This window comes from Gordonia heveisoli, from assembly GCF_030315745.1.
GTDB lineage: Bacteria > Actinomycetota > Actinomycetes > Mycobacteriales > Mycobacteriaceae > Gordonia.
This window is the reverse complement of the sequence record NZ_JASXSH010000036.1, coordinates 1-16,989: the sequence shown is the minus strand read 5'-3', so window position 1 is coordinate 16,989 and position 16,989 is coordinate 1. Positions and strand designations below refer to the sequence as shown.

Here is a 16,989-nt window from a genome sequence, read left to right as displayed (position 1 = left end):
GAGCGATGACACAGGTGGTCGCGCCGCCGCGTGCGCCGAAGGCGATTGTCGCTGACGTGCTGTGGTATCCGCCCGTGGGGACTACCTCCACGTCGATGATGGTGATGCCTACCAGTCGCAACCGATTGTCATTGACGATCGCGAATCTGTCTGCGACACAAACACTTAAGGTTGCGACAGGCACACTCGACGGCGATAGTACTGCCGCCCGCCCGTCGAGTGGGTATGTCGATGTCGCACCGGGGCAGGAATACGTGACGGGCGATGCAAGGCCAGTGTGGGCGTACTGGCCGACGACGAGTGAAGCGGTACGGATTCGGACAAGGACGGTGGCGTGATGGCGACAGTAAGGACAACCACACTCGCCACCCCGGCGGCGCAGATCGGCGCGGTATCGACCATTGCCACGGGCATGGGCGGCCCCTTCGCGCTGCTATCCGACCTGACGACCCTCGTGGGCAACGTCAACAGCAACAAGCACCGGCTCGCGACCTGCCAGGATGGGGGCACCACCTGGACACAGGGGGCCTACTTCATCAATGGAAACTACTCGATCAATGGCGTCATCGAGACGTTGGACGCCGAACTTCTGGTGTCTCTCAAGGGCCCGTCCGGGTCGCCGGGGCTGGTGTTCCGGTCGAAGGGCTGGAACCCGACTACAGCGCGAGGAGCCACGATCTCGGTGACCTCCAAGGCGCTGGCATCGAATGTCGCGACGCTCACCACCTCCGTCGCGCATGGATTCTCGGTCGGGCAATACGTGTACGTGACCGGCGTGGATGCGACGTTCAATGGGTCCAGCGTCATCACCGCTGTCACCTCAACCAGTTTCTCTTTCGCGAAGACCGCCTCAAACGTGTCCCTGACGGGCGCGGCGGGCCTGGTCGATGTGTGGTCGCTGGTGCTGACCTGCTCCGGCGCGGATAGTTGGTGTGACGGCCGGTGGGGTTTCAATCAGCGATCAGTGGCTCCGTCGTGGTCTCGGCGTCCGGGCGAAATCTTCATTTGCGAGTACGGCAAGCACACCAACGAAATCACCCCCGACCAGGCTGCGATCAGGGCGTGGCGATCCACCGATCACGGGCGCACCTGGACTGTGATATTTAACTTGCGCACCCAGCTCTCGGGACTTGATGCCGCGACCTTGCACATGCATGGCGTCACCTACGACCCCTACGACGACCGCGTGCTGGTCGTCCACGGCGACGGGGGTCAGGGCGACGGCGGCAAATGCGGCATCCTGTGGTGCAACGGAGAATCTCTCGATGCGCCTGCGTGGACGGTCATTCCAGGGTCGGCCACGACTTCGGGTTTCTGGCAGACCACCACGCTCGTGCCGATGGAGACCGGGATACTCCTCATGGGAGACGGTGGGCCATACGGGGTGAATCGTCTCGCCCGGCGCGGGTATCGCCGGTACGGGCCGTTGCAGGCCACCGCACCGATCGGGAATGCGATCATCGGGTCGGGGGTGTGGCGCAATAATGGCTGGGACCCCGGCGCGCCGGTCCTCTTGAGCTACATTGCGACCGCCAACTCCGGCCCGCCGTCCTTGCTCCTGACCGTGGATGGCGAAACCTTTATTGAAGCAGTGCGGGATGCCTCATCCATCTCGAATGGAGCACCGGGATACACGAGCCCGGTCGGCCCCGACATTCTCGGCAACATCTACTGGTCCACCAACATCAGCGGCTCCGGTTCGTTGGCGGTTGCCCAGTACATTCCATCCGCCGTGGCGATCTAACCCGCCCATAACGCGAATGATGGGCGGCAGATGATGCCTGTCGGAGTTGCGAGATACCCTCCGTGGCCATGACGACCCAGCAAGCGATTGATCGTTGGACCAAAGTGCTCGATGAGATTCTGATCCCGATGACACCAGTGATGCGGCTTATGCAGCCGATTGAGCGCTTTCCTGCGCCCGAAGAACAAGCGCCAGGAGCCATCAAGACCGCGACCGATGCGCTGCTCAGCGCATGGAACACCGATCCGCCGCCGACAGGGACGCCGCTTCACGAGCTGCTTGCGCCAGCAGTTGATGCGGCGCGGGCTCTCGATCCGCGTGACGGACGGTTGGCACCGATTCGTGAATACCTGGATTTGCTTCGCGTGGTGCGCGACCAGATCCAGACCCTCGATACGAGTGACGTGCTGACAATCGATGAGGTTTTGCTCGACATGGAGCTGGAGTTGAAGCTGTCGATACTGGTTGCCCGTCTTGGACACCAGGGAATCATGAATCTGATTCATCAGCGACGGTCGGACTACGGACGATCGGTCACCAAAGTCGTCGACCTGCCCGACTACCTCGACCTGCACACGATGGAGCCTACCGACGAGTCGTCGGCCACCACGCTCAGCTACTCAGCGATTCTCGCCAAGGCTGACCCTGGGATACTGACACCCGAAGAGTTCGTGCGCGGTGACGACCGAGCCGACAAGGCGCCGATCCTGAAACGCTTTGCGGGCCAGTGGATCGTCTCGTTCTACACCGAATGGGAAGACCTGTTTCGCAAGCAACTTGCCGAGATTTGCGGGTGCTCGGTTGACGACATCAAGTCGCAGTTCTTCCAGGAGTTGGGGCGGATGCGCAACGACTTCGGACACGGGCGCGGCATCTGCAAGAAGTCGGCGAGCAACAAGCTATTCAGGTGGTTCGCCAAGGGCGATCCGATCATCCCGACCCACGAGAACTACCGCCAGCTCTTCGACGAGTTTGAGAAGGCTTGCGAGGCACTGCGGACGCCGCCTGCTCCGCAAGACGCAGTCGTGCAGCGGCAGCCAGTTCGAGCCAAGGTGACGCCGGAACTGAACGCCGAGTTCGACCGTGCGGTCGCCGCCAGCCACGGAATCACGGCCGACGAGGCTCTTACAGACGCGCTGCGCACCTGGATCGACAGGAACGCTCCAGCCTGAGCCGCTACAACTATTGCAGAAGATGTGGACAGCGCCGTCTGGCAGAGACACCGGGATGAGGGCACGTGACGTTCAAAGATCCTCTGCACGTGGGGCAGGTCGACGTGCTGCAATGGGTAGCCGACGGCTGTCCCGAGGGTAAATGGCAAGGTCACGCGTACAAAACGACCGCCAACGCACTGGCCGGTCGGCGGCTCCTGAAGGTGTCGAAGAAGGGCGGCGGCTGGCAGGCCGAGATACTGCCTGCTGGCACCTACTACCTCGCCCACGGCGACTATCCGCCGGGGCACTGGAAGACACGGCGGAACGCCGGGATAGCCGGATCGCCCGATACCCCGACGTCGCCGCCACCACCTCGACCGCAGCAGTCATCCGTGCCGAAGCCGCGTACGATCCAGAAGCCCTGCGCACCTGGCGAGCCGAAACCGACGCAGAAGCTGGTCGACGATCTCCTTGCGGCAGACGGCAGGCTTGTTCGCGAGGTGTCGGGCGACAGTCCGAACTACTCTCACCTGGTCGGAATCATCAATGGCCGCAAGCTCATACCGGATGATGTCGTACTGCTGACCAAGCTGAGCGGCCACCGCGTCGAGATCCGTCTGGCATCGACGTCTGACTGGACCACGCAGAAGCCCCGCGAGATTGCCGACTCGACCCGTTCACGAAAGGGGCATCCGGCGGTTGCTGAACTGCGCACTGAGAATGCGCTGTCGAGTATCACGCCGACGGCGGTGCGTGCTCGCGCGTTCCGGCTGCTTAATGCCCTCGCGATTGAGGCCAAGGCGCGCGGTATCAGTGTCTCGATTGTGAAGATCGACAGCCGTGGCTACCGGCAAGCGTTCGACGGCTACCACGGCCACCTGCTGTTTCAGTTCGACGAACTGCGTTGCGTCGTTACTGTCAGCCAGCTCAGCGATCGCGTGCCGCATGTGCCGACAAAATCTGAACTCGAACGCCAGCGGCGGGGATATGCCTACATCCCCACGCACGACAATGTGAAGAGCGAGCGCCTGTCTGTGTTCGTCAACGCCGACAGCCGATACAGTCGCCGTCAGCACTGGGACGATACGAAGACCCTCCTCTTGGAGTACCGGTTGCACGACGTCCTTGCCGAAATGATCGACCGGAACGACGCTGAGAAGGCACGGATTGAGCAGGAACGGCTGGCTGCCATCGAACGCCGCAGGCGTGATGAGATCGCCACTGCCCGGGCGACCGAGGCCTACTACGAGCAGCGCAGGATCGATACCCTGCTCGGTGAGTTCTCGCGATTCACCAAGCGGCGCGAACTGTCCGAATTTCTCGTCGCGATGGAGCAGCACGCAGCGGGCCTTGAGGGCGACGAACGCGCTGCCGCCGATGAGTGGCTCACCTGGTGCCGCCAGTACATCGCGAGTCTTGACCCGTTCGCTCGCCCGCTCGCGATGCCGAAGACGAAGCCTCCGAATTACTCAGAGATTGCGGAGTTCAAACAGAAGCTTGGATTCGGGAGCTCGTTCTTTTGAAATCGAGTGAGTGACGGACTGGGCAGTAGTCGCGTGCCACCACCACAGTCGTTCACGCGTCGGAGGTGTATCGGTTGGGACGTACTCGTTGCGGCACTGAATTCAGCGCCTGATCCGCTACGCCGTGCGCTCCGCAGGTGTGCATAATTGGTGCCTGGCCCGGGCATTCGCTGAGCACGAAACGATCGGCGCAAGGTTCATGAGTTTCATCAGGCTGCTGTGTGCTCGATGTCGTCGCGGGGCGATTCAGTATCGAGCGTCCAGGTGAATGTGAACCCAGCCTTCGGCATCAACCACCCGGTCGCCTCAACCGAGATAGTCCGCCCGGGAGTTCTCTCGGGGCTGCGCGAGAGCTGGGTTGGACGGGCGGTCGCGACCGACTCGATGACGCGCAAGTCGACGATGTTGGTGTTTGTGTAGTCGAACGACACTGCCATGTTGCGCGCTGGCTGCGGCAGCTCGAAGTAGAGACGATGGCCCCATGCGGGCGTCACGGTGCGGAACACCTGGCGGATGCGGACTGGCTCGCCGATTCTTGCGCCTTCATCGAGGTGGACTGAGTACGTCTGGCCGTCCTTTCGGACGGTGCGTCGGATGGGCTGCGGCCGACCATCGACGGTGAGTTCGAGTAGTTCGTAGCTGTCGCGACTGGACGCGTCCATACCCGGCCGTGGCTTCATGAACCAGGGCGAGGTGGCCGGTATGTCGAGGAGTAAGTCGTTGTACTCGTCCCGGTCGGACACGCAGGCGAAGCGGCGGACACTTCCCGACGGCACCGTGGTGTACTCCCACTCCACCGTGACGTCGAACAGAGCAGCACCAACGGTGCTGCTCTCTAGTGCACTAGAGAGGCGGATTCTGACCTCGACGTCGTGCCAACGTTCGGCGGCGCGGATCGCCTGATCGCGAATCTCACTGTAGATCTCGCGAGCGAATTGTTCGTCGCCAAGTCGCAGTGACATGACGTTGGCGGCGATGTCGTCGAGCAGCGCGGGGTTGGCAACGCGTTTGAGATCCTCGGGATGGATGGCGAAGCCTTCGACCACGGCGTCACGCATCGCTGGCGCTTGCTCTTCAATGATCGCGCGGAATTGTTCAACAGTCGCTGCTTCTTGATCCTTGCGGAAGCTGTACTCGAACAACGTGCCCAACAAACCGGCACCGAACAATGCCCCGCCGAGTTCTCCGAGCGGTAGGGCGTGCAGCCAGTTCCACGCACCGAGATCGAGCGTCGCGAGCCAGCCGTTGAAAGTGATGAGGACGATGCCAGCGAGCGTCAGGCTCACGGCGAGCAAGGCCGCTTTTGTCTTGCGGAGTCGAAAAGCTAAGGAGGACTGTCGTTTTCGTGCCATTGCTTATGGCTATTGTAGCAAAACCACAGGTCAGTGCATAGATGCGCGCCTGGTCTGCGTCTCGCTCGATGTAGCGAGGTTCACCCGGAGCTATCTGCGAGTCGGGACAGTACATCGACGTCATGGTGTTTGCCGTTGTAGAGGTATCGCGCGCGAAGGGTGCCCTCGTGAAGGAAGCCGCACCGCTCGAACATGGCTCGTGACGGCTGGTTGGTCGTGAGTATCCAGGCTTCGAGACGATGAAGGCCGAGGTGGCCGAAGCCCCAGTTCATCATTCGCTCTACCCCTACGCTTCCAAATCCTTGGCCGCGATCGACGGGTGACCATATGCAGATGCCAATCTGTGCCACGCGGCTACGCCAGTCGATGCCGTGCACTGAGCATTCGCCGACGAGTTGGGCGTTCTCGTCGACGAGCACGAAGGTGTACTCGGTGGCTGGCCGTGGGCCAGAAGTCGCGGCGATCTTGCGCTGGAGTTCTGCCGAGCTACGGGGTCGCCAGTACGGAGGGCCGTACTGTGCCAGTTCCTGCCAATTGCTGCAGGCGTCGAGAATCGCAGGTATGTGGGCGTCCGTGAGTGCGCGGAACGACACCGTCGTCATGTGTTCCTCACTCCCGCTTTGCTTCCTACGAAGACGACTCGACGTTGAGGAGGCCTGCGCAGGCCGCCCGATCCCGAGTCGTCACGGATGAACGGAAGCTGCGGTGTACGAAAAGGATTCGTACACCGCAGTTCTCGTGTTGGACTTGCTATCCAATGAGTCGATGTCGTCAGATATTGACGCGTCGCTCGATGCCGCTCACGCGGTCTTGAAGTCGCCTCCGCCGATCATGGTCACCTCCCCACCGAAAATGGGTTCGTCCTTGTCGCCGACCCCGAAAACCGGTTTCGGTCCGCCCACGATACCAGGATTCATAGACATGGGATTCATCGTCTCTGGATTGATGGTCATGGGACCGATGGGGTTGATGGTGTGCCCGCCCCGTCCAAATCGCCTATCTCGCCGGCTACGCGTGAGTTCGGTCGTCGGGTGCTGGCCAGGAGAACGGAGCTGGGACTCAGTCAGGAGAAGGCTGCCGAGCGCTGCGGGCTGCACTGGACGTACCTCGGCCAAGTCGAGCGAGGGCGGCGGAACGTGACGCTGCATAACATCTTGAAGATCGCAGCCGGGCTGGATGTCGACGCCGGGGTGCTGGTCAGTGGCCTGGAGCCCCCGGAATAGCGGATCGACCCTTCCTAAATGCATTCCGCCCATCGTCCCGAGGTGAGCTGTCGCCCAAACGGATGAATCTCACACGGATGTAATTCAGACTTACTGCGCTGAACTGCACAGATGTTCACCTTGGGTTCGTCATCGCCGGGATTGTCGGTGTCCGCGGCTAGCCTGGAAGGTGATATTCAGCACGGCACAGTGAAGGAGCTGAGATGGCAGTCGGCGATGTCGAGACGTACTACGAAGACGGCGTCTGGAAGAACAAGGTGCAGGGCAACTCGCGTGCATCCGACACGGGCGGAACGAAGAAGGAAGCGCAAGCTCGGGGTCGAGACAAGGCCATCGATCTTGGTGTCGAGCACGTCATCAAGAACCAGGACGGGACGATCGGTAGCAAGAACACCTATCCCCGATCCCGTGACCAGCATCCACCGAAGGGGTAGAAGCGTGGCTCATCGTCCTCACGACCGTGACCCCGAGGGTTCACTGCGGGGGTCAGGTTACTTCGACAAGTCGGTCGATTCGATCGAGGTTCCTTCGCCACCGGTGGTCGATCCACCGCCGCGACTTGAAGCGCAGAATGACGGTGGATCAGGTTCGGATGCGACTTCGTACTTGAACGACTTCCCCGACTAGTGCATCGATGGTTCCTTCCAATTGGCTTACGCTGCTTGGATTCTTCGCGCTGGTAGCCCCCGGTGTCTACTACGATCTTCGTCGTTCGACGAAGTTTGCGGAGCGCCGGGAAACCACGTTCCGAGAGGTCAGTCGTGTCGTCCTCGTCTCGACGTGCTGCAGCGCCGTCGCACTCCCTATCGTGCTGGTGATCGGTAGCGCCCTGAGAACCTGGACGAAATCAGACATCTGGCCGACTCCACGCGACCTTGTCCTGGCCAATCATGCGTATGTCGGCGACCATGTCATCCCCATTGGTCTTGGGTTGCTCGTGTTCGTGGCGACGTCGATCGGGGTCTCCGAAGCAACACTTCGGATTGCTTCTCGGAACGCAGAAGCGAAGATCTCACATGCCTCGACGTGGAGCAAGTCGTTCCGTGACGATTGCCCACAAGGGGCCCATCCGGTTGTCCGAGTACGCCTTACAAGCGGTACCAGCTGGTCGGGTCGAGTCGCGCACTTCTCGCCTGACCTTGAAGTGGCTGATCGCGAACTAGTGCTGGCTCCACCGATCGCGATGAAGGCCAACGGGGCACCCGCCAACTTGCCGAAATGGGGTCGGGTCATCCTGCGAGCGGATCAGATCGAGTCGATCGCAGTGAGATACGAACGAGACACGCCCTCGGATACCGGCTGATCAGGTGGCCCCTTGACGCGATGGCTCCCCGCGCTACGGCCACTTGCGGGAGAATCGGATCTCGACGTTTGAGTCACCACATTAGGAATGAGTCGTTGGCGTTGAAAGACCCCATTCACGAAGGCCAGCTCGACGTGCTGCGCTGGATCGGCGATGGGTGTCCGGACGGTCGATGGGATGGGCACACGTACAAGACTGTCGCCAATGCACTTGCCTCTCGTCGTTTGGTCACCGTGTCCAGGAAAGGTGGGAACTGGCGGGCGGAACTCCTACCGGCCGGTGAGTACTACCTGGGGCACGGCGACTACCCCGTCGGGCACTGGGAACGGAAGTATCGGGGTTCGCGTGGAGCGGTGAACTCGGTCTCTCCCATCAGGCCAGGCCCGCGATCTCAGTCGGCCCCACGGCCGCCTAAACCTGCCGCGAAGCGATCGCCGCCCGGGTTGACACCGACGCGCCAGCTTCTCGCCGATTTGGCGAGTGCCGGGGGCGTGTTGGAGCGCAACTCCCGCGATGATAAGACCAAGTACTCGACGTTGGCTGCCGCGATCAACCGGCACGGGATGGCTCCCGACGGCCAGCATGTCGTCGTCTACAGCGGTGCAAGCTACGGGGAGTGGATTATCCGGCTGGTGCCGGTTTCGGAGTGGCAGACTGAACCGCCAGCGGACGTGATGAGCAAGGACCGGATCGGTCGGTGGCATCCTGTGGTGGCCGAGATTCGTTCGACAGGCCGGCTCGACGGGATCGGCAAAGAACACCGTCGACGTGCCGCGGTGTTGCTGCACTGCCTGGCCACAGAAGCCTCAGCGCGCGGAATCAAGGTGGAGCTGGTCAAGCAAGTCGAAGGGCGCGACTATCATTCGAGGCGCAACCAGCCGCCCGGCCTCTTCGTGCTGTCTGAGCAGGAGTTTCGCTGTCCAGTAAGCGTCAAGCAGCTCCAAGATCAGCTGCAGCATGAGCCGACAGCTCAAGAACTGGCGCGGCAGAAACAGTGGGAATGGGCGCATATCCCCAAGTACGATCACGTGCCTTCAGAGCGGTTGGCCATCCTGACGCACGATGCTGCCAGCTATCCAAGCGAGAAGCCATGGGCGGACACCAAGACCCGACGCCTTGAGGATCGGCTCGTCGACATCTTGGCAGCCTTCAACACTTGGGTAGCAGCTGACACCGACCGCAGGAAGCGCCAACGGATCGAAGCCGAGGAGCGCGCAAAACGTCTCGAAATGGAAAACCAGCAAGCGCGCGCCGCATACCTCGAACACACGCTTGGCGAAATGCTCCAGGCCGACGCAGCATCATGGGAATCGGCCCAACGGCTGCGCAGTTACGTCGAAGCGATGAGAAGACGTACAGCGACCATCGGGAGTGCTCAGGAACGCGCAGCTGCAGACGCATGGGTCGACTGGTGTGAACGATACGTCGAACAGGTCATTGATCCTTTGGGTCGACAGATCCAGCAGCCGCAGGTGCCTGAGCCGACCGACAAGGATCTCGGGGAGTTTCGGCGGAAGCTCGGGTTCGGTGGGAACGGGTTGTGGTGACGGGCTTCGGAGTTCGTGAAATGGATGTCTTGAGCAAGATGATCGTGACGCGAATGTTTGCCTTCGCGATACAACGGGCTCGAGGGACGGGCAGAGTGGCGAGTCTTCCCCGTCCGCCACTCAGCCCGTCGCCGATCGATCACTCACCTTTCGCGCCGTACTCCCTTGAACGGCGCGCCGTCAGCTTTGCCGTCCATGAATCTGCCCGACTCGCTGTTGCGCTTCACCCAGCCACGAGGCGTTGCGACCTGACTGCGAGACCGCACCGCTCCGCGGCGAGACCCGTGCCCGGTGTTCTTTGCCATGTTCTTCACCTCCTCTCGCTGTCGAGCGCCCGATGCGCTGATTGCTCAGGCGGTATGGACCAGCGACCAGACCACAGCTCGGCCGCTGTACGGCGGCATTACGTTGCCCTTGGCGATCGGCGCGGTCGTGGAGGGAGTGCTAGCCACCCGCCACACTCCACTGATCGGGCACCGTTCGCCGGTACGTGCAGTAACTGCCATGACCACTACTCCTTGTGTCGAACCTCTTGACGCTTCGGAAGTGAAACGTTGCCTCGAATCTACAACATGCGTCGGGTTCGCGCCAGTCCATCGGATCTGCAACACTTGGTATCATGACTGACCAAGGGCACAAACTGTGAGCAGGAAGCTGACGATTGACACCGATGCGCTCTACGCTGCACTAGATCTAGTCCGACGTGAACGAGGTATCTCGATGCGACAGCTGGCGAAAGAGGTCGGAGTCAGCCCGTCTTTGTTGTCGCGACTCGCGAATGGGTACAAACCCGACGCGGATGGCCTGGTTACCCTGACATCGTTTCTCAGGATGCCGGTTGAGCAGTTCATTGATAGAGGCAACGAGGAACACTTAGATGACCTGCCCGAACTCTCCGCCCAGATGGCACCACTGCTAAGAGCACGTCCAGACTTCGACGCCGATGACGTAGAACACCTCGAAGAGGTCATCGATGCGACGGTGCGACTCATGAAGGCGGTGCGAGCGAAGCGATGACCATGGCCCGAGGGCGGAAAAGCGCACTCCGTCAGCTTGCAAAGGAACTGCGCGTTGAGGTTGGCGCAGCTTCCAGCGATCCGTTCGACGTGTTCGCTCTGGCCGAGCTGTACGGACTCGATGTGGTGCAGATGTCACAACTCGATTGCGCCGATGCTGTCCAGTTTTTCGGTGAAGCTGGCTACCAGCGTTTCTCGGGCGCTCAGGTTCCTGTGAGCCGATTCGGGTCGTGCATCGTCGTCAACGATCTCCACACGATCGAGCGCCAGCGATCCACCCTTGGGCACGAGGTCGCACACTCTATCTGTGAGCACCCCCACGAAGCGCGTCTCGTCGACTCCGCCGGATGCCGGGTAACCGATCGCGTCCTCGAAGAAGAGGCAACGTTCTTGTCGGGCGAACTCCTGCTGCCGACCGACACCGCAAAGCTGCTTGCAATCAAGGGAGTCGCCGCAGAAGTGGCCGCGGCGCAGTACCAGATTAGTGTCGAGATGGCGCGCTGGCGGTTGAATATCAGCGGCGGACATCAAATTCGTCGTCGCCGTGCACAGTGATTGGTTGATAATTTCACATCATTCTTGCGACTGCGAAATTGATATAATTGGAGCAGATGAAAGTATCCGATATCGACAAGCTATTCAAGTACATGCATGGTGAATTCGCCAAGGTTCATGGCAGTGTCGATTCGCTTGGATCACGCGTTGATCGGCTTCAGAGCGACATCAATGCAATGGGTCGCCAGATCACGGAGCTTCAGGATGGACAAGCCGAACTTCGGAACGGGCAAACCGAGCTTCGGAACGGGCAAACCGAGCTGTCGAGGCGCATGGATACGATCGATCTCAAGCTCGACGCGATTCAGGATGCCGTCGGTGAGAACTTCGTCGACTATGACAAACGCTTCGACCGGCACGCGAGCTGGATCACTCAGCTCGCGTCGGCGACAGAGACCAATCTCAGGCCACGGCCGTAAGCTGCCATGTCGGACTCAGCGCCTACAGTGAGGATTGATGACACGGCCATTTGATCGCGAACGCTACGACCGGGCCCTCGCCGAAGGTGCCGAGGAGTACCGAGACGTTCTCGACGCACTCAAGACGATCGGCATTGACGCGCAGTTCACCCAGACAGGTGGCATGTGCGCCGCCATCGAGGCAAACCTTGAAGACGCAACGTCACTGCTCATCACTGACGCCGACGACTCGCTCTCGTGGGACCGGGGCCACCACAACGGATGGGGCGTCGGGGTATATGAGATTGACGCACCCGATGAGCCGATCTGGTTCGATACTGTTGATGACGGGTCGCTTCAGGCCTTGATCGACTTGGTCGATCGCGCGTGTCGGCGATGACCAGACAATCTTGACAATTCTGCGAACCCTGGGGATGCTTCCCCGTCGTTTGGACTGCGGTCTGGTACCGTTGGGACCTTGCAACCCGACATATCGCCAGGTCAGTGAGGTTTTCTGTGTCCGATCAGCTACCCGTGATTAGCCTATTCTCCGGTGCCGGCGGGCTTGACTTGGCAGTAGAACGGTTCGATGAAACGCGGCCGCTGCGGATCGCCGTAGCCACCGACTACGACGAGCCAGCACTCGCCACGCTCTCGAAAAACTTCCCTGAGACAGAGGTGCTCTGTAGCGACATCCGTGAGACGCAGTCTCAAGAATTGCTTGAGCGTGCAGAACTTTCAGTCGGCGATGCCGCGCTCCTTGTCGGCGGACCGCCATGCACGCCGTTCAGCAAGTCCGGATTCTGGATAAAGGAGAAGCGGGAAAGCCGCGACCCGAACGCGTCGCTGCTAGACGAGTACGTACGTGTTGTCAAGGACACCCGGCCCGAGGCGATCGTCCTCGAGAACGTCCAAGGGCTGACGTACAAGACCCATCGTGCGCAGTTTGCGCGACTCATAGGTGGCCTGTCAGAACTGGGCTACAACCCGTCATGGAAGGTACTGCTGGCAGCAGACTACGGAGTCCCTCAGCTGCGCCGGAGGGTATTCGTGGTCGGCCGACGCGATGGTGTTCCGTTCGAGTTCCCATCTCCCACGCATTCAGGCTGGAGCGAACATACTCGTACGTTCGACGAGTCGAAGATCCCTTACGTCACTGCTCGGCAGGCAATCGGGGATCTGACAGGCGCTGACTCGGAGGAGGGCGAGCTGGTAGAAGGCGAGTTCGCTGAGCTTGCGGCCGAAGTCCCGGGTGGACAGAACTACCTGTGGCATACCGACCGCTACGGCGGGCGAGATATCTTCAAGTGGCGCAGCCGGTACTGGACGTTTCTTCTCAGGCTTGATCCTGACCGGCCATCGAGCACGATCCAGGCGCAACCGGGACCATGGGTCGGACCGTTCCACTGGGAGAACGTCTCCAATGAACAGGGACAGCTGCGAGCACGTCGCCTGCGGGTGCCTGAGATTCTGCGGCTGATGACGTTTCCCGATGACTTCGTGCTCGTGGGCAACCGCGCGGACGCACAGCGCCAGCTGGGTAACGCGGTGCCCTTCGGCCTCGGTAGCGTGGTTGTTCGTGCTCTGATGGAACAGCTCGGGCATGTGGAGCCAGGATCGGGGGCAAGCACCCAGCTGCAGCTACTGTAGACCCGCCGGATGTACCGCAGCTGACACTGCCATCATGAGTGTCGTGCCTCGCAGATAGTCTGTACCTCTCGACATAGAGGTGGAGGCTCAGTGTGGCGATCACGATCAGAATGCCCGAAGCAGAGCGGGTGATGGAGCAGGCATACGACCTCGCGTGCTCCGATACCTCCTTGCCGGACTATTGGACATCTGTAGCGCAACAGACCTTCGCCATGGACTTCAAGACGTACACACCTGCGCTCGGTGCAGCGCTGCTTGCCCGGGCAGTCGACGATCGCGTCGACCCTCTCGCGATCAAGTCGGCTCACTCGCAGTACGCCTTCAGCTTGCGCACAGTCGGTCACAATCTTCTTATACCGCTAGCAGATCATTACGGATTCTCCGTCCGAACGACGACGCGTGAACCACTCAATAACCAGCCATTCTTCCGCTACGATCACCTACTCGAAATCGACAGGGTGCGAAATCGTGCTGAGTTTGATCGATACGTCAACTCTCTCAAACCGCTGGCAAACTTGCACGGAGACGATGCGGTAGAAGCCCTAGCTGCGTTTGTCCGAGTCGGTTTGCGGGAGGCCGCCAACAGGCCAAGCTACGACGTTAGTCCAGTCGTAGGACATCTCGCCGGTGTCATCGCTGCGTCCGATTCCTTCATGGCTGACGGTTTGGATGTGCCGCGCAGGGCGCAAGCGCTGGTCGCTGCAGCGTTCGATTCGGTGCATGACGACGTGAGGTCGCGTGCAATCAATGACCCATCTCGAGACATCCCAGGGGATGTCCAACTGTACGACCCGAATGGCAAGGTCGTGGCCTCGGTGGAAGTGCGCACAAAACCCGTACAGCCCTGGGAGATTCGAGGTTTCGTGAACTCATGCCTTGAAGCAGATATTGACCGCGTTATGATCGCTGAGTTCCTCCCTGAATCGACACCTGTCAATGAGGGGACTCGCCCCAATGATGCAACGCTGATGATTTATCACCTTCCGAGCGAGATGTTAGAGCAATTGTGGGCTGCATCGGCGAAGGGGCCAGCAGCAGGGGCTGCCGAGTTATTTCACGAAAGAATGATCAATCGACTCGTAGAGATCGAGGCTCCGGAAACGTCAGTGCGCCGCTGGATAGAGATGATCGAACAAAATAAGAGGGATAGTGCGGAATGAAAGTAAAGAGCGACGACCGTACTATAATAGAAGTTCTCCGGAGCTATTACCTGAGAATTCCACGATTTCAACGTCCATACGAATGGGAAGACGTCGAGATAGATGAGTTCTGGGAAGATGTTACGACCGCCGAATCGGACTATTTCATTGGATCAATGGTTCTGTTCCAGTCAACCTACGGGACACAGGGAGTCGTCGATGGTCAACAGCGCATCACAACAATTACTGCCCTGTTGTGCGTTCTACGCGACAAATTTCGATCAGTAGGTAAGGACGACCAAGCAGATGGCCTCCAGAATCTCATTGAGCGGGCGAGTGAGCTTGATAATCAGAAGCATTTCGTTTTGCAGCACGATCGGCCGAGTAAGTACCTGCGGTACGTCCAGGCTGGTCAGTCGGGGGATGAGCCCGCCACCGACGAATCTGAACGCCGCCTAAAGAAGGCGGTCGACCGCTTGCGGAACAAGGTCGATACTCTTTGTGCCGGGATAGTGGATACTCAAGAGGTTGTCGGATTGCTCCTGAAATTGCGTGACTCGATACTTGAACTTCGCCTTATAACCGTTGAGGTGGATAACGAGGAGGATGCGACCGTAATCTTTCAGACCTTGAATAGTCGCGGACGCGACCTGGAAACTGCGGACCTGGTGAAGAGTCATTTGTTCTCGATTCTTCGTGCGACTAATCCTCAAAACGACGTCCCTCGCGAGAAATGGAGTGGAATTCAAGAGAGCTTCTCAATATCCAAAGCAGACTTGCCTATGGATCGATTTCTTTTGCATAGTTGGCTATCACGGTACGAGTACTTGGCAAGTGCCGATCTCGGAAAGACGGTCAGGCGGACGGTATCGCGAGAACTCGCGGAAAGCTATCTGGATCAGTTGGTCGCCGATAGTCGATTCTACAGAGAGATTCACGAACCAACATTTCGTGAGGCCTGGCAGCAAGAAGAAAGGCCGATCCTGGATGCGTTTAATGCACTGCAAATTTTTCGCGTCAGACAGCCGCTTCCCTGGCTCTTGTCAGCTTGGCGCGCGTACGGTGATAAGCAGATCAATCTGAAGTACGTCCGTATTGCAATACTAGCAATCGAGAGATTCCACTTCATAGCAACGGCCATTTCCAGTCAACCGTCTTCGGGTGGGGTCTCTAAGATGTACGCGGCCCATGCGCGGCAGCTCAGCACTGCTAACAGTAATGACGCTCGGTACAAAATAGTTCGAGATCTCCACGCCAAACTATCTGACGATTCTCGCCTTCCTTCACTCGATCAATTTTCTGCGGATTTTGCAGAACTCAGATATTCGCGACGTTATACTCAACAGCAACGATTGGTACTCCACATCTTGCAGCGCCTATACTCGTACCATTCAAATATTGAACCCGATTTCAAGCTATTGACAGTAGAGCATATTATCCCGCAGGCTTCCCTGACTACGCCACCCTCGTCGGTTGCATCAATTGGGAATCTTATCCTCATCCCTCGAGAGCTGAATGAGAAACTCGCAGACAAGAACTTCGATGAAAAGCGATTAATTCTAGACGATGCCAGAAAATCCGGTGTGTATATTGACGATAGCATCATCAGTGCTAGTTCTTGGGGCGAGGCAGAGATAGCCAAGCGGTCACGCGATATGGCCGAAGAGGCGTTCGGTGCCGTCTGGTCGCTCTCAACCATCCCCGGACTGTAACGTCGAGCGTTGTGGCCTTTATCGGCTCCCCGAGGAATCGCGCCATCCTGGGCGTGGCCGAAGCCTGACGCCGCGCTTCTTGAGGACGTTGGCGATGGTGGCATGCGAGACGCCGAAGTGAGCACCGAGGGTGGCGAGTGACTTGCCTGCTTCATAGAGCTGCGTGGCTTCGCTCACCTGTTCGTCTGTGAGGCCTTGGCGACGGAGCGGAGCGCCCTGCTCTCGGAGGACGGTTGCAACGCGCGTCTTGGACATGCCATACCGGCTGCCGATCTGTTGGGTGGACTGGCCGGCTTCGTACGCTTGCACGATCTCGGCTGTGTCTTCGGCTGTCAGGAAGCGTCTGGAGCGTGGTGGCGGGGCGTCGGGGTCAGTCTGGGGCGACCTGCATGGCGACGATGTGATCCGTTCTCGCAGGTCACGCAACTTTATTGACATGTGCGCAAGTTTCGAGTTTCTTCGGATTGCCTCCACCAAAGTGTTCTTACTCGAACCGGTGCCCGAAAGGATGCCGGCGAGGGAAAGAGCCAATTCAGAAGAAGAGTCGTCACCCACATATTGTTCTGAGACCTCCGCAAGGGGGTCTCGGTTTGCGTTCGAGGGCGCGCCAGCCGTTGTGGTTGCCGCGCGCGACTTCTTTGTGAGTGCGTGCGCAGCGTAGAAGTCTGCGAAG

General features: G+C 59.6%; 19 protein-coding genes. 15 read left to right on the top strand and 4 right to left on the bottom strand.

Annotated elements, in window-relative coordinates; translation table 11 throughout:
* The 4 genes from QSJ18_RS19835 to QSJ18_RS19820 form a co-directional block, all read left to right on the top strand.
* The coding region (locus QSJ18_RS19835) for a hypothetical protein (protein ID WP_286328379.1) at positions 1 to 338 on the top strand (338 nt) is incomplete at its 5' end.
* Entirely contained in the window at positions 335 to 1,744 is a 1,410-nt protein-coding gene (locus QSJ18_RS19830; protein ID WP_286328378.1) for a hypothetical protein, read from the top strand. The genes QSJ18_RS19835 and QSJ18_RS19830, both read left to right, overlap by 4 nt.
* Positions 1,745 to 1,812: 68 nt before the next feature.
* Positions 1,813 to 2,916 carry a hypothetical protein gene (locus QSJ18_RS19825; RefSeq protein WP_286328377.1) on the top strand — a complete coding sequence of 368 codons (1,104 nt, stop codon included), beginning with the start codon at positions 1,813 to 1,815 and terminating at the stop codon, positions 2,914 to 2,916.
* Between the two features lie 65 nt (positions 2,917 to 2,981).
* Positions 2,982 to 4,421, top strand: a complete 1,440-nt coding sequence (locus QSJ18_RS19820; protein ID WP_286328376.1) for a hypothetical protein — start codon at positions 2,982 to 2,984, stop codon at positions 4,419 to 4,421.
* A 209-nt stretch (positions 4,422 to 4,630) separates the two neighbouring features.
* Here QSJ18_RS19820 and QSJ18_RS19815 read toward each other — a convergent pair whose 3' ends face one another.
* From QSJ18_RS19815 to QSJ18_RS19805, 3 genes are all read right to left on the bottom strand, one after another.
* Entirely contained in the window at positions 4,631 to 5,707 is a 1,077-nt protein-coding gene (locus tag QSJ18_RS19815) for a hypothetical protein (protein ID WP_286328375.1), read from the bottom strand.
* A 146-nt stretch (positions 5,708 to 5,853) separates the two neighbouring features.
* A complete protein-coding gene (locus QSJ18_RS19810; RefSeq protein ID WP_286328374.1) occupies positions 5,854 to 6,375 on the bottom strand; it encodes a GNAT family N-acetyltransferase in 522 nt (173 codons plus the stop codon).
* 198 nt (positions 6,376 to 6,573) lie between these two features.
* The gene (locus QSJ18_RS19805) at positions 6,574 to 6,696 is read right to left on the bottom strand and encodes a hypothetical protein (protein WP_286328373.1); all 123 of its coding nucleotides are present in this window, start codon (positions 6,694 to 6,696) and stop codon (positions 6,574 to 6,576) included.
* Positions 6,697 to 6,747: 51 nt separating this feature from the next.
* Here QSJ18_RS19805 and QSJ18_RS19800 point away from each other — a divergent pair, with 51 nt between their 5' ends.
* The 11 genes from QSJ18_RS19800 (at position 6,748) to QSJ18_RS19750 (ending at position 16,316) form a co-directional block, all read left to right on the top strand.
* Complete coding sequence (locus QSJ18_RS19800; protein WP_286328372.1) at positions 6,748 to 6,996, top strand: helix-turn-helix domain-containing protein; 249 nt, start codon at positions 6,748 to 6,750, stop codon at positions 6,994 to 6,996.
* 203 nt (positions 6,997 to 7,199) lie between these two features.
* Positions 7,200 to 7,430 (top strand): DUF2188 domain-containing protein, encoded by a 231-nt coding sequence (locus tag QSJ18_RS19795; RefSeq protein WP_123925712.1) that lies wholly within the window; start codon positions 7,200 to 7,202, stop codon positions 7,428 to 7,430.
* Positions 7,431 to 7,630: 200 nt separating this feature from the next.
* Entirely contained in the window at positions 7,631 to 8,299 is a 669-nt protein-coding gene (locus QSJ18_RS19790) for a DUF6338 family protein (protein ID WP_286328371.1), read from the top strand.
* Positions 8,300 to 8,394: 95 nt separating this feature from the next.
* A complete protein-coding gene (locus QSJ18_RS19785) occupies positions 8,395 to 9,846 on the top strand; it encodes a hypothetical protein (protein WP_286328370.1) in 1,452 nt (483 codons plus the stop codon).
* Between the two features lie 642 nt (positions 9,847 to 10,488).
* A complete protein-coding gene (locus QSJ18_RS19780) occupies positions 10,489 to 10,863 on the top strand; it encodes a helix-turn-helix domain-containing protein (RefSeq protein WP_286328368.1) in 375 nt (124 codons plus the stop codon).
* Positions 10,860 to 11,417 (top strand): ImmA/IrrE family metallo-endopeptidase, encoded by a 558-nt coding sequence (locus tag QSJ18_RS19775; protein WP_286328367.1) that lies wholly within the window; start codon positions 10,860 to 10,862, stop codon positions 11,415 to 11,417. Before QSJ18_RS19780 ends, QSJ18_RS19775 begins: the two co-directional genes overlap by 4 nt.
* Positions 11,418 to 11,473: 56 nt before the next feature.
* A complete protein-coding gene (locus QSJ18_RS19770) occupies positions 11,474 to 11,836 on the top strand; it encodes a hypothetical protein (RefSeq protein ID WP_286328366.1) in 363 nt (120 codons plus the stop codon).
* A gap of 37 nt (positions 11,837 to 11,873) precedes the next feature.
* Positions 11,874 to 12,215, top strand: a complete 342-nt coding sequence (locus QSJ18_RS19765; RefSeq protein WP_286328365.1) for a hypothetical protein — start codon at positions 11,874 to 11,876, stop codon at positions 12,213 to 12,215.
* A 116-nt stretch (positions 12,216 to 12,331) separates the two neighbouring features.
* Positions 12,332 to 13,465 (top strand): DNA cytosine methyltransferase, encoded by a 1,134-nt coding sequence (locus QSJ18_RS19760; RefSeq protein ID WP_286328364.1) that lies wholly within the window; start codon positions 12,332 to 12,334, stop codon positions 13,463 to 13,465.
* Between the two features lie 92 nt (positions 13,466 to 13,557).
* Complete coding sequence (locus tag QSJ18_RS19755) at positions 13,558 to 14,625, top strand: restriction endonuclease, SacI family (protein ID WP_286328363.1); 1,068 nt, start codon at positions 13,558 to 13,560, stop codon at positions 14,623 to 14,625.
* Positions 14,622 to 16,316 (top strand): DUF262 domain-containing protein, encoded by a 1,695-nt coding sequence (locus QSJ18_RS19750; RefSeq protein WP_286328362.1) that lies wholly within the window; start codon positions 14,622 to 14,624, stop codon positions 16,314 to 16,316. The genes QSJ18_RS19755 and QSJ18_RS19750 overlap by 4 nt, the downstream gene beginning before the upstream one ends.
* An 18-nt stretch (positions 16,317 to 16,334) precedes the next feature.
* On the opposite strand, the gene QSJ18_RS20210 is transcribed toward QSJ18_RS19750, so the two are convergent.
* Complete coding sequence (locus tag QSJ18_RS20210) at positions 16,335 to 16,571, bottom strand: helix-turn-helix domain-containing protein (RefSeq protein ID WP_353507226.1); 237 nt, start codon at positions 16,569 to 16,571, stop codon at positions 16,335 to 16,337.
* Positions 16,572 to 16,989: the final 418 nt, after the last annotated feature.